This is a genomic window from Parapedobacter indicus, assembly GCF_900113765.1.
Classification (GTDB): domain Bacteria; phylum Bacteroidota; class Bacteroidia; order Sphingobacteriales; family Sphingobacteriaceae; genus Parapedobacter; species Parapedobacter indicus.
The window spans coordinates 11,571-23,818 of sequence record NZ_FOQO01000017.1; the positions used below are offsets into that span (position 1 = coordinate 11,571).

Sequence of the window (12,248 nt, forward strand, 5' to 3'; positions counted from 1 at the left end):
AGTTTCATAACAGTTTGGTATTAGCTACCCTGGCATCGCCACGGGCAACCTTCGCGATTTTGCAGGAATAGCCTGTCTCTGCAGTTACACGTTCTCCCTTTTAGTTTCATTCATTTTGACCGTTCGGACTACAAAACCGGCTGGGGCTAAGGGCTATCAAAAAAACGCTCCGCATTTCGGAAAAAAATCTTGTCCTTCTGGTGCTTTGATAAAAAGGGAAGCCCGTCTACGGCGGCAATGACTTGCTGTACGTTGCCATTGTCGGTGCCGAACATAAGTCGATCTTCTAACCCGGCCTCCACGAAAGCATTCATGATAGTGGCAAAACGATCTGCGGATACAATAGCTGGATTGGACAGAACGGAAATATCTGCGTAGACTTGGCTGTATTGCTCCATGATGGTAATTGCATCGGTATAGTAACTGTCTCCGGCATGCATGATCCAGACCCTTAACTTGGGAAACGTTGAAAGCATTTTTGCTAGGTACAAAGGGTTACCAAGTTCTTCCTTGAAGTTTAGCGCGCCGTGATTGGGTCCAGCTCCGCCGGTATGTATGCCAACAGGAAGATTGTACCGCTGCGCTAATGCGTAATAGGGAAACAACAACGAATCTGACGACGAAATACCGTAGTATTGGCTCAAGACTTCGCCTAAAAAATCAATCTTTCCCGCTTTTATCTGTTCCTCGACCCATTGGATGGCTGGCCAGTCCTGACCGTTGGGAAAACAGGGCTGGAGACTATAGGGAACCCGGCCTTCGGAGCAGGGGAACATAAGGCCGTACAAGAAATCAATTTTGGACCTACCCCGGTAGCTATCTTGTAAATCCCACGATGTACTTACTGCCGCCCGATACACGCCTGCCTCCTCCAGCGCGGCAAGCTGTACGGCAATTTGATCGTGACCATGAAGGTGCACGTCAAACACTTTTCGAACGTCCTTATCGGCCGATGAAAGGAAAAGAAGCGAAAACGTGAGCAATGGTAATTTCATACGAACAAGATCAATAGGCGTTTTGAGTTATCATCGTAATCAACCTTTACACAAAGGTAATTAATCCTGCTGACAACCAGATCTTCACGCGCCACAGGTTGCCAACTCAAAAAGCCATATACTGGTAGTTGATAAGCTGCCGACTTCAAAGAACAGAATTATCCGATGAGCACATACTCTATAATTTCGTGGATATGGACAACACAACAATGAAAGTAAACTTCGACATAATAGACAATCACGCAATAGAAATTGAAGGAAGACAAATCGACCTTCATAACAATTTTGACTTCGATAGCTTTAACTACAATGTTGCTGACAGAGAAATTAAACTATATTGGAATAAATCAAGTGGTGCCTTTACGCTGCGTAAGTGCATGCCATAACGGCGGATGCTGCCTGTAATCTCCCCTAAAATTAGCGACGGTTAATCTGACATATCAAGGCTATCCCCTACCCCAAAGGCGTAACGCTGGTAGTCGATAAGCTGCCGATCACCTTCGTTGTCCTGCCAAGCCTGTTCTTGATGGCTAAGATGCACAATTTCACCCGTGTTTTTCATCCTGAATAACCGCGCCACAGACTCGAGGATACGCAACTCCACTGCTGTGAACTCTCCTTCGTCGAAAGGCACATTGGGGAAGTAAATCTCTACGTATTGATCATCCTTACCATTCCGCTCCTCAACCGAAATCTTACCGTCATCCTGGAGTCTCAAGTATAACCGCCCATACTCAGCCGGAACCGGGCCATAGTCGATAGCGCGGTATTGCAACCCCGTAATGGAATTCCCACGGTGCTTATAAGCGAGGAAATCTGCATAGAACAACAGCTTATTTAACTTCGTCTTATATAGATTGCCGATATGCTGTTCAAAAAAGACGATGGTTTGTGCGATACGTTGCAGGCTAAGCCGTCGGTATCCATTGTATGAATTGGGTGGATCTTCACGTAACGTAATCTGAGAGAGCTCGAAGTCATATAAGACATCGCTGCGTTGATCGATCAATGGCTGAGCTTTAGAAATCAACTTGTTCACCTCCCGCTCTCCTAAAAAATGGCTGCTTGCCCTTACCTGCTTGATGAATTCCTCCGGCTCGCGTACGGATAGGATGAGCCGCCCGTTCGCCACGGTGGGCATCTCCCCTGCTTCATACAACCGATAAGCATTGGCCCCCAATCCTAATATCTCCGACATTTTAGCGGCAGATACACCGTACTGCTCGCGTATCTGCCGGATTTCCTCCGGGAACGGGATGCCGTATTTCTCCCGGTATTGGTTGGTGGCCTGTACCATGTTGAGCGTATCCAGCTGATCGTCGGTATATCGCTCGCCACTATCCTCGCACAAATAATAATGATACACGATGTTGAACGTTTCTTTACGGAACGTGAGGGTGTCCGCTTCGCGGACCAATTTCATTGGTTTTCCTGTGATTGGGCTATTCATGTTTTCTCCTTTTTGAAAGGATAGTTGATGGGGTGCGCTGCCGGATGGAATGAGATACAGATGACCGGGTTACTTGATGTCCCCACTGATATTTTTATATACAGTTCGTTGTTCTTATATACTTTGCCGAATACCCACATGCTGGCTATACCGTACAGCCTATCGTCCAGCGGACCTTCACTATAATCAGTAACAGTGATAGACTCCACGATTTCTCGCCGCTTGATTGGCGTGATTTCCAAAACCAACAGTGTCTGCGCATTCTTTGGCCTGCTATCCCTGAAAATGATGCCAAATACCCGGTACTTGGTAAAGAACTCTTGCAGAAAAAGGGAGACGTCGTCTTTAGAGGCCACAGCAATACGGAATTAAATGAATACATCGAACATTCTCCCATCTCATCTCAAATAAACAACTTATCCGTGACAAGTTTTCCACATATTAAGCATTTCTAATCCGCACTGTCACAAATCGATAGGCATTTTACATCACTTATGTGGATACAAATATACAACGAATAAGTTGAGTAATAAAATATTTGTATTGATATTTAAACTTATTAGTTGATTAAATTCATAATGAATACTATTTATTCAACTAAAAAGTTTGAAAACGAAAGGAGGTATAAAGACATGGCAAGAACGATTAGAGTAAAGATATATAAAAGCGCAATCACTGGTCGATTCGTAAAACGTTCAACAGCAGAACGCCACCCGAAGGTTACCTATGCGCAAACGGTCACCAAGAGGAAGTAGGTTGTTATTTTATTATCAATTACAGAAGCATGTCAAAAAACCAACATGTGGTGCCGCACAACGGAAGTTGGCGATACGGGGTGCGGCGAATAGCCGTGTAACGGTGACAACCTCTACCCAAGACGAGGCTATCGACATAGCCAGGGAAATTGCAAGGAATCAGCAATCCGAATTGTTCATCCATCGCCCTAACGGCCAAATCCGTGATCGCAATAGTTACGGGAATGATCCTCATCCACCCAAAGGATAGGTTTATGAAATTATGGATGAATTGAAGGGATATTGGCAGTATTGCTGATATCCTTTTTATTTGGCAGGTGCTCACCTCCGCTAAGACCGACAAAACGGCTAATCTGACACACTTGGGCTACCCCCCACCTTCGGCGAATGAATTCCAAAAAAGAAACCCCGAAACGGGGAGAATCGGGGCTTTCAAATTAACCAATTATAAACCTAAATTATGAAAAGACAAATTTTACTAACTGACTATATAACGTATGAAGGTATATAACGTATGAAGGCTCTGGATTGTTACAGCGATTTTGTTAAGATATGTTAAAATAGACAATGGCGTGATGAACGTGGCGGCCGTGTACACCGGGAATAGCTACCAACAATGCTATTGCCAAACAAAGCACCGAGGCCCATTAAGAAAACAAACGATGCGGGCAGATTTGTCTTTGCGAAGGAGTGACGACGATACCTGCAGTCACGGAATTTGGATATCACACTTAAGCTTTTTACTTTTACGCTTTTAGCGGTCAAATAAGTTCCGTTCAAAAACTTAACGCATCACTGATAGTTAATGATAACATAGGCCCACGCCTGTCTTTCCTGCACACAAAATGACCAAAGCCGATAACAGGCTGATTAAACACACCGTCCACCAGCTTTTGGAATTGCAAAGTGGAAAGCTCTGGATGGGGGACAATTTCAATAAAAAGCTTGATAGCATAACGGAGGAACAGGCGTTTATAAAGCCCTTGCCTTCCTTGCACAGTGTTGCCGAATTGGTTGCCCATATAACGGCTTGGAATGAAGATTTAATACTGAAAATCAAAAACGGGGTGGGTCAGCTCGACTTTACCGATGAGCCGAATTGGCCCGCTAATAACTGGCTTAAAGAATTGGGCTGGAACGAAATCAGGAAAAGGTATGAAGATAGCGTTAGTGAAATCGTTAACCTCCTGAAGGAAAAAGAGGATACGTTTTTAAATGAAAGGTACTACGACCAGGACTTTGACGGTGAATTTGAATATTCGTTTGCCGTGGATGGTATCCTCCACCACATTATTTACCACCTGGGCCAGATTGGCATTGTGATAAAGCTTGTCTGTGTCACAGTGTAATCTACCTGGAAATTAGTTTCGACAACTTGCAGAATTTAGTCACCGATGACCTCCCAATAGCCACCTTTGGCCGGGCCTATTCGCAATAATTTCCTGTCCTTTTGCAATTGGCTGATATTCCGTTCTACCGAACGCTCAGTAATTTCCAGTAATAGTGAAAGCTCGGGTATTGTGATATTGGGATTCTCTCGGATATGGGCTATGATTTTCCCCGACGTTTTCCCCGACGTTTGATCTATTTCGGTCATCGTCTCAGCATACACAACGACGCGGAATCCATGTTGGAAATTTTCGAATTTTGGCGGCTTAAGCCCATAATGCTCAAATGCCTCACGATTTCGGAATGCTACGATCTCAATTATATTGCATCTACCAACGTGAGGCTTCAGACCATCGATGCCGAGAACGCTACTTCAGCCCATCGAGTTTGCACCAGGTTGCCCAGCACTCGTATACGGTATAATGTTTCTAAACTATAAGTAGATGTCCATGGATCATTTCTATGCGCTATTTTTGACAGCAAAAGGAAATTAAATGGCTAAGACTAAACTAACTATTAATAATAACGGATCGGTGAGAATTGAAGGCGATTTTGAAATCGTAGACAGAAATGGTAATGCCTATGGCTTACAAGGGAGGTCGGTACTTTCTATTTGCCGTTGCGGGCTTTCACAAAACAAGCCATTTTGCGATGGATCGCATAACGGGCACTTCGAGCATGAGGCCATAGCCTTCGATTTGCCTCCAAAAAAGGTCTAATTCACCCCTATTTTAACGCCTCCTCCTCCGGCTACACCTGCCGGAGCTCAGCCCACGTCCAAAATAAAAACCCGGTGTTGCTGCGGAATTCGCTTTCGCTATAGACTCACTAAAAACAAAGCCCCGAAACGGAGAGAATCGGGGCTTTCAAACTAACCAATTATAAACCTAAATTATGGACCCGACATGATTTAAATAATTATTAAATCACGAAGGGATAAGAATTATTCAAATCATCAAAGGCTCCATCTGACCATTAAAAATCAAATTAACGAACAGATAAAAAGACAATTTTTACTAACTGACTATATAACGCATGAAGGCTCCGGATTGTTACATTCGCTATTTCCTCTTCGCTCTTGAAAAACCCCTGTTTTTAGGTAGGTGGTATTTCCGTCCCCGAAGTAGTCACAACGGGAACATCCATGGCCTATTCCGGGTTATCTTCAATGATGCGCGTGACCCGGGCGGGATTGCCACCTACCAACGTGTTAGGCGGAATATCGTGGGTGACTACGGACCCAGCCGCTACGACGGAATTGTCTCCGATCGTAACACCACCTATCAAAATGGCATTGGCCGCTATCCAGACATTTCGCCCAATCACAATCGGGTTTCCAACGGTGACCGAACGGCGTAAGGACGGGGCAAGCGGATGACCGGTTGTAAGAATGCTTACATTGGGACCAATCATTACATCGTCACCGATGGTTACACCACCTAGGTCATAAATGGTGCAATTCTGGTTGATGAATACACGTTTTCCCAGACTGATTTCATCGCCGCCGTTTGAATAAAAGGGAGGAATCAGCAGAAACTGGTCGTCTACCTTTTTGCCTATAAGTTTGCTGAATAATACTCGGACTTCATCTGCATCGTTAAACGTTAACCGATTCATAGCGGCGGTGATCTCCATTGCTCGTTTCACGTTTTGCACCATAGCAGCCGACTCGGGTGTTTTGCTGTGTATTTGCTTGGTACGTAATTTATCCTTCATGCTATCGGACAAAGGTACCTGATTTCTGATAAACCAAGCCAATACGATTTCTGAAAACATAGGCAATAGTGAGAACCGGACTAGGAAGGCAGTTGCTGGGCATTGACGTTTTGAATATTCCGCACCAAAGCATGTTACCAGGGCTTTATTTAACCCCCTTTAGGGGGTAATGTTATCGAACATCCTCGAGTAACTTTGCTTTCATAATAAAACACACCACATGATGAGCAAAAACAGCAACAACTTGAAAGCAAGCATGCAGATGCTTGGACTTCTCTTTATGGTGGCAATATTTGCCTCCTGTGCCAAAAATGAAAACGACTGTGACCCAGACGACATAGAAAGCGCCTGTTATACAGGACCGGCTGGGGCTGGCAAACTCCTGCTTGCTGAAGCGAAAACAAACGGAAAAACCAGTGCTGTCTACGAGTATGACAGTCAGAACAGGCCAACGGTTATTCATACGTATAATGCCGAAGGTACCCGTGAACTGACCACAACCTACACCTATAATAACGCTGATTTCCCGGCTGTTGTGACCGGTAAAAACAAAAATGGCGCTGTCGCCATAGAGGAGTACACTTTTGGCAACGACGGCAGACCCGTAACGATGGTACAAACGGTATCCGACGAATCCGGGGTGTTAACCCAAAATTACCAGTTCAGCTATTCCGACAGTAAACTGATCGAAACCATTGTTGCAGTGACGGACAATCCAACTACCTATGTGAATACCTATACGTACGATGATAACGGAAATTTGCTATCCATCGTTTATCAGGTGGACGGACAGTGGTGGGCAACCGTAGAACAAAGCAACTATGACGATAAAATAGGCGTGGGTACAAATGGAAACCCGCTTGCCTGGAAATTCCCTGGCGTTAATAACCATCAGGCCGTAAAGTCTTCGTCTGCACTCGTAGGCTCTGTTACCAACGATATTTGGAAATACACGTATAACGATGCAGGCTACCCGCTAACGGCGGAAATTTATAGCGCCGTGAACGGCATATTAATAGCAACACACGCATATAGCTATATACCTGCAAAATAACATACCAATCCAGTGTGATTTTTTAGTATTTCCGCAGGCTCCGCAATCTTCCCTGAGTTCAGTTACGTCTAATTGAAAACCCATATTGCAGTTATCCGTACGCGCCACAAAGTCACAAAAAAAGCAAAGCCCCGAAACCGGGAGAATTGAACAGGTGGAAACCGTATCGGTTATGAGACTAGGTGGAGAAAAATAGAAAATTGGAATTCGCTCATTTCCAGATCGTCAAAAATAGGAAACCGGTTGAAGTCTGTTACTAAATCGATTTTCAAAACTTATCACATTTTTCATTTGCTTTCAAGAAACATTTCGGATATTCACCTAATGAACTAATTGCTTGACGTAAATGACCACTGTCTTTTAACCTGGCCAACAATAAAATAATCAATGTGAAGATGAAAAATAAAAACGATCTGCTTTCCGGTCCATTGCTGAATATACTTACCGGGGCCAGTTTGCCGGTTGCTATCTATTCCGCGAGCGATTTTGTAATCCGTTATGCGAATGAAGCCTTTGTAAAACTATGGAAGATCGAATCGCTGGAAGGGATGTCTGCTTTGAAATTGACTGAATCGGCCGGAAATGCCGCGATCATGCGGGCACTTAAATCCATTAATCCGGAAGCAGCCAGAATCACACTAACTCACACGTTAGGAAATACGACCGACCTCGCTTTTTTTGAAAGTGTTTTTGAAAAAGTAGCTACGGAGCCAGACTTTATTATACACACGGTGCACGATACCACCCGATTTCAAATCGAAAACGAACAGCTAAAGACAACAGTCACCACGCTGGAAAAACAGAATGACGAGCTTTACAAAGAGTTGTTAAGAACCGGGCAGGAGTTGGAAGAAAGTTACATTGCCCTGGAAAACGCCGGCACACGGATGCTGGAAATATTGGAATCCATATCCATGGAAGTAGAATTGCCGGGCATCGGTTATTGGTCGCTCAATTTGGAAGACATGTCATTCGAGCTCTCCCGTGGGGCCAAAAAAATTTACGGGATACCGGAAGATGCTCCGGTTCCGTTCAATGACATAGACATATCACATGTTCTTGACAGTCAGGCGATAGCGAACTTAGAACAACTTGCTGCTGGCATTGTCGATCCTGACAAACTATATCATTTTGAACATAAAATCAACCCCTTTAACGGCGAACCTTCCAAATGGCTGAAAACTTCGGGGGTTGTGGTGGGTAAGAATAATGATCGGGTGACCAAAATAGCTGGTGTAATAATAATCATAGGATGAGCCATCAACGCATTTACAAATAGAAAAGTCCGATCATTGCAATCACATAGACGCCCACGGCTATCCAAGAATCCGTGCCGACACCCCCGTACCGTTTATTGCTTTTGATGAGCATTCCGGAGAGGAATATAAGCGTAATCAGCATGGCCACGCCGGTAAGGTATATATTTACGTTATCTGCACTGGGCAATACTGCATTGTTTGTAATAAGTGTAGCGGGGATAAATAATACAGGCAGGAAGACGTTGCCGCCAAATATATCGCTGATAATAGGTTGATAGGATTGGTTGCGAACAAAAGCCAGTCCCCCGGAAATTTCTGGCAACGAGGTGACCAGTGCCAATATCGTTGCGCCAAAGATAACGCCGTTTATCTGATAGTGGGATGCTATAGCGGAACTTGTGGCTTCCAATAACACGCCAAACACCAATACGATGGCAGACACGACGCTGAGCCAGATTAGTGCAGAAGTTCTGGTGAATGCTATTTTCGGCTTATCTTTAGGTGGAACCGGGTTGTTTTTCTGGAATTTTTTCATCGCAAAGATACTAAGGATCCATATGAAGCCGATGAACACCTCGGGAGGCGTTATTCTTGCAAGAAGTAGGGACGGGCGGAATTGATGTCCAATAACAACCATGGTTAAGATAGCAACAAGGAAGAGCCCCTGGAGGATGCTAGTCTCGCTGCTGGTTAGTGTGGATAGTGGTTTGGGCTGTTTTCTTGAGGCGAAATCGAATAAGACCAACAGCACCGATTGCATGGCAATACCTCCGAGGATATTTCCCGTCGCCAAGCCAACATCGCCTTTCAGTGCCCCATTTGTAGTGATAGCTATTTCCGGTAAATTGGTGACCACTGCTAGGATCAGCGTGCCGCCGAATGCGCTGCCCAGCTTGAATTCCGCATCTATGAAATCGACAATGTCAGAAAGTTTAGTGCAAAAGTACCAGATGGTACCAGACGCGATAATAAATACGATAATAGTTAATGTGATTCCAAATTCCAATTCCATCTTATCGCGGTTGCTTAAATTTCTGACCTCGCTTGTAATGCTCCCTCAGCTAGCTATTTCCAAAACTAAATAATTCAAATCAAATCCCCCCCTTCTCTGAACACCGGACGTTGCCTCTTACCAGCAGCGGAGAGGAAAGGATCAATGGCTCAAATCAATTCGGGTACAGAATTTATCCGAACCCCGTAAAGGCAAAAACATCGCGAGATGACGTTATCGATGAGGCAACGACGGTATTACGTCGCCAAGCACCTCGTTTACCCTTCTGGAGCAGGCAAGCTTGTTAATTATTCGCAACTTTTTCCTCGGCCCCGAGCTCAATCCGCGGAATTAAAAATACGTCTTTTACAAATCGATTCCCCAACAAACCTGAAAATGTGATCTGAAGATCCAATTGCCTAAGTTTTGATAAAATCGCGGTGTTGATCTCAAAAATAATCATCTCATCTTTCGAAGGCAGTGTATAACCTGAGGTTATTTCTTCCAGGCAAAAATCTTTGTCATAAACGATATTGATGTCATTAAGGGCCACAATTGTTTCATCAAAGTTTTTGTCGTGACTGGTGTCTTCTATTTCTGACTGATTTAACCTGAATTCATACTTCAATATTTTTGCAGCTCCGAGACCTACATTTTTTACTTTCACCTGCCAGACTTCACAGTTTTCAAAAATTGCGTCAAATGTCGGCTTTTTGGTTCTTCGTGTTTCGTAAACCAGTATTGGCATAAAACCAATGAGGAAATGGTGCCTTACAAGCAACAAGCCGATTAAAGTAATAAATAAAGAAGCGCAGGTCTTCGTATCCAAGATTCTCATACCGAAATACGTATGGTATCTTTTATTGATCAGATCAATATTTTCTTGTAAAATACTATAGATTAAAAGGATAGCCATCAAGCAGGTAAGAGCCATTAAAAAGAGTAAAATGAAATTTACTGCCCATATTTTTCGTTGAGCACCTCCATGTATCCTTATCATAGGTCAACCAGCTAATTGTACACTTGTAAATTTAAAAACAATAATTTAATTCTGTGGAAATAAACTATTTTTTATAAATTGGTAACGCTATAAACAGCGATGTTGTCGTCAACTTAAGTTCGCGAATCTCGTTATGTAATTGCAAACGCTTGGATGAGTTGGGTTATGAAAACTTGTTATGACTTTTAACTATTATTTTGACAGTCTGATTATACAACCGATTACGGCTTGCAATTTAAATTGCTCTTATTGCTATTTGCCAGACAGGAACGTCAAAAATATCATTTCAAAAGAAGTAATTTTTCGAATCAAGGAATCAATCGAGCGAAACAAAGAGATTAAAAGTGTGTGTTGGCATTGTGGTGAACCGCTGTTGATGAATATTGACTATTTCCGCGAAATGGTGGAAATTATCCACAATGCCGGAATCGCTCAATCTATCCAAACCAATGCAACGTTAATTGATGAGAATTGGTGCCAGTTATTTATTGACTATAAGATACAGGTAAGCGTTAGCTTGGATGGCGATTTTGAACATAATAGCGATCGAGTATCATGGAGCGGCAGAAATTCCTTTTATGCTGCCTACGCCGGAATACAAAAACTTCGTGAATCAAATATAGCTTTTGACGTTTTGAGCGTAATCAACAAACACAACATAAAAAAGCCAAAGGAAATCTACGAATTCCTGAAGCAGATTGGTTGTAATTCCGTAGGATTCAACGTCGAAGAAATCGAAAATTTCAACAAAAGGGATCTTGGGTTTTCAGATGATGATGTTCGCCATTTTTGGTTGGTAATTTTTAACGAATGGGTTAAAGATGGTTCGATCCGCATCCGGGAATTGGACGAGTGTTTGTCTGCCCTTTTACATGTGTCAGAAACAACGGAGCCGAACAGGGGGGTTATCAATCTCATCCCTACCATATCATTTAATGGAAATATAGTTTTACTGTCTCCGGAATTTTTAGACGCTAAATCAACGCGTTACCATAACTTCGTTATTGGTAATATGATGACAGATGATCTTTTCTCATTGACTAATAAGGTTGGAATGATAGACTATGTACAGGACTTTACTGAAGGCGTTAATAATTGCGCTAGCACATGTAGGTACTTTAATGGGTGTGGAGGTGGCTATGCAAGTAACAAGTTTTTCGAGAATGGCGATCTATCTTCTACCGCTACCCGATTCTGTCTACATTCAAGAAAATTACTTATAGATACGATACTTAATCAGATTTGATATGGATAGCAAAATGGAAACACCACTCAAAAGCGCAGTGTCACGTAAGACCGTTGAATTGGAAAAACTACAGAAACAATTAATGGAACGAGTCAATCAGCCGGAATTATATTCTTTTTTGAAATTGAAAGCAAAAAAAGATAAGCGACATATTTCATCCGATATTTGGTGCGCTTTCAAAAGTAGAAGTACGGTAAACTTATAGCCTCCATCCGGTTAAAAAGTGTATACATTAAATTAGCGAAGAATTCGTGGTAGTCGTTGCCATAATTGTAATCTTTCCGGGAATCAACTACGCCTAACGTGGAAAATCCGACCTTGAGCTCCCTAATAAAAATGCGGGTTCGGGTTTGCTACGTTAGATAAAATTTTAACATTTACGCAGTAAAAAGT

At 43.1% G+C, this 12,248-nt stretch carries 13 protein-coding genes; 6 read left to right on the forward strand and 7 right to left on the reverse strand.

Annotated features, from left to right (window positions below; all coding sequences use genetic code 11):
* Positions 1 to 146: 146 nt before the first annotated feature.
* From BMZ56_RS24785 to BMZ56_RS24800, 3 genes are all read right to left on the reverse strand, one after another.
* Complete coding sequence (locus tag BMZ56_RS24785; RefSeq protein WP_090632444.1) at positions 147 to 995, reverse strand: amidohydrolase family protein; 849 nt, start codon at positions 993 to 995, stop codon at positions 147 to 149.
* Between the two features lie 427 nt (positions 996 to 1,422).
* Positions 1,423 to 2,445, reverse strand: coding sequence for a type II toxin-antitoxin system antitoxin SocA domain-containing protein (locus BMZ56_RS24795; protein WP_090632448.1), 1,023 nt, complete (start codon positions 2,443 to 2,445; stop codon positions 1,423 to 1,425).
* Entirely contained in the window at positions 2,442 to 2,801 is a 360-nt protein-coding gene (locus BMZ56_RS24800; protein ID WP_090632451.1) for a toxin, read from the reverse strand. The genes BMZ56_RS24795 and BMZ56_RS24800 overlap by 4 nt, the downstream gene beginning before the upstream one ends.
* Before the next feature lie 370 nt (positions 2,802 to 3,171).
* Between BMZ56_RS24800 and BMZ56_RS24810 the strand changes: the two genes are divergently transcribed.
* Both BMZ56_RS24810 and BMZ56_RS24815 read left to right on the forward strand, forming a co-directional pair.
* Entirely contained in the window at positions 3,172 to 3,450 is a 279-nt protein-coding gene (locus tag BMZ56_RS24810) for a DUF2188 domain-containing protein (protein ID WP_245893399.1), read from the forward strand.
* 595 nt (positions 3,451 to 4,045) lie between these two features.
* A complete protein-coding gene (locus tag BMZ56_RS24815) occupies positions 4,046 to 4,549 on the forward strand; it encodes a DinB family protein (protein ID WP_090632456.1) in 504 nt (167 codons plus the stop codon).
* A 35-nt stretch (positions 4,550 to 4,584) separates the two neighbouring features.
* On the opposite strand, the gene BMZ56_RS24820 is transcribed toward BMZ56_RS24815, so the two are convergent.
* Positions 4,585 to 4,797, reverse strand: a complete 213-nt coding sequence (locus tag BMZ56_RS24820) for a winged helix-turn-helix transcriptional regulator (RefSeq protein ID WP_090632459.1) — start codon at positions 4,795 to 4,797, stop codon at positions 4,585 to 4,587.
* A gap of 286 nt (positions 4,798 to 5,083) precedes the next feature.
* Between BMZ56_RS24820 and BMZ56_RS24825 the strand changes: the two genes are divergently transcribed.
* A complete protein-coding gene (locus tag BMZ56_RS24825) occupies positions 5,084 to 5,308 on the forward strand; it encodes a CDGSH iron-sulfur domain-containing protein (RefSeq protein ID WP_090632461.1) in 225 nt (74 codons plus the stop codon).
* Positions 5,309 to 5,738: 430 nt separating this feature from the next.
* Here BMZ56_RS24825 and BMZ56_RS24830 read toward each other — a convergent pair whose 3' ends face one another.
* Complete coding sequence (locus BMZ56_RS24830) at positions 5,739 to 6,305, reverse strand: sugar O-acetyltransferase (RefSeq protein WP_090632518.1); 567 nt, start codon at positions 6,303 to 6,305, stop codon at positions 5,739 to 5,741.
* 220 nt (positions 6,306 to 6,525) lie between these two features.
* Between BMZ56_RS24830 and BMZ56_RS24835 the strand changes: the two genes are divergently transcribed.
* Positions 6,526 to 7,359 carry a hypothetical protein gene (locus BMZ56_RS24835; protein WP_143073024.1) on the forward strand — a complete coding sequence of 278 codons (834 nt, stop codon included), beginning with the start codon at positions 6,526 to 6,528 and terminating at the stop codon, positions 7,357 to 7,359.
* Between the two features lie 395 nt (positions 7,360 to 7,754).
* Positions 7,755 to 8,615 (forward strand): hypothetical protein, encoded by an 861-nt coding sequence (locus tag BMZ56_RS24840; protein WP_090632465.1) that lies wholly within the window; start codon positions 7,755 to 7,757, stop codon positions 8,613 to 8,615.
* Between the two features lie 13 nt (positions 8,616 to 8,628).
* On the opposite strand, the gene BMZ56_RS24845 is transcribed toward BMZ56_RS24840, so the two are convergent.
* Both BMZ56_RS24845 and BMZ56_RS24850 read right to left on the reverse strand, forming a co-directional pair.
* On the reverse strand, positions 8,629 to 9,630 hold the full coding sequence (locus BMZ56_RS24845; protein WP_090632468.1) for a sodium:calcium antiporter: 1,002 nt from the start codon (positions 9,628 to 9,630) through the stop codon (positions 8,629 to 8,631).
* A 283-nt stretch (positions 9,631 to 9,913) separates the two neighbouring features.
* Positions 9,914 to 10,609 (reverse strand): hypothetical protein, encoded by a 696-nt coding sequence (locus BMZ56_RS24850; protein WP_143073025.1) that lies wholly within the window; start codon positions 10,607 to 10,609, stop codon positions 9,914 to 9,916.
* 178 nt (positions 10,610 to 10,787) lie between these two features.
* Between BMZ56_RS24850 and BMZ56_RS24855 the strand changes: the two genes are divergently transcribed.
* Positions 10,788 to 11,855: a radical SAM protein gene (locus tag BMZ56_RS24855; RefSeq protein WP_090632472.1), complete on the forward strand. Its 1,068-nt coding sequence runs from the start codon at positions 10,788 to 10,790 to the stop codon at positions 11,853 to 11,855.
* Positions 11,856 to 12,248: the final 393 nt, after the last annotated feature.

Excerpts from the sequence above, each read along its gene's own strand:
- BMZ56_RS24785 (WP_090632444.1), bottom strand. The coding sequence starts at position 995 with ATGAAATTACCATTGCTCACGTTTTCGCTTCTTTTCCTTTCATCGGCC.
- BMZ56_RS24795 (WP_090632448.1), bottom strand. The coding sequence starts at position 2,445 with ATGAATAGCCCAATCACAGGAAAACCAATGAAATTGGTCCGCGAAGCG.
- BMZ56_RS24810 (WP_245893399.1), top strand. The coding sequence starts at position 3,172 with ATGCGCAAACGGTCACCAAGAGGAAGTAGGTTGTTATTTTATTATCAA.
- BMZ56_RS24815 (WP_090632456.1), top strand. The coding sequence starts at position 4,046 with ATGACCAAAGCCGATAACAGGCTGATTAAACACACCGTCCACCAGCTT.
- BMZ56_RS24820 (WP_090632459.1), bottom strand. The coding sequence starts at position 4,797 with ATGACCGAAATAGATCAAACGTCGGGGAAAACGTCGGGGAAAATCATA.
- BMZ56_RS24825 (WP_090632461.1), top strand. The coding sequence starts at position 5,084 with ATGGCTAAGACTAAACTAACTATTAATAATAACGGATCGGTGAGAATT.
- BMZ56_RS24830 (WP_090632518.1), bottom strand. The coding sequence starts at position 6,305 with ATGAAGGATAAATTACGTACCAAGCAAATACACAGCAAAACACCCGAG.
- BMZ56_RS24835 (WP_143073024.1), top strand. The coding sequence starts at position 6,526 with ATGATGAGCAAAAACAGCAACAACTTGAAAGCAAGCATGCAGATGCTT.
- BMZ56_RS24840 (WP_090632465.1), top strand. The coding sequence starts at position 7,755 with ATGAAAAATAAAAACGATCTGCTTTCCGGTCCATTGCTGAATATACTT.
- BMZ56_RS24845 (WP_090632468.1), bottom strand. The coding sequence starts at position 9,630 with ATGGAATTGGAATTTGGAATCACATTAACTATTATCGTATTTATTATC.
- BMZ56_RS24850 (WP_143073025.1), bottom strand. The coding sequence starts at position 10,609 with ATGATAAGGATACATGGAGGTGCTCAACGAAAAATATGGGCAGTAAAT.
- BMZ56_RS24855 (WP_090632472.1), top strand. The coding sequence starts at position 10,788 with ATGACTTTTAACTATTATTTTGACAGTCTGATTATACAACCGATTACG.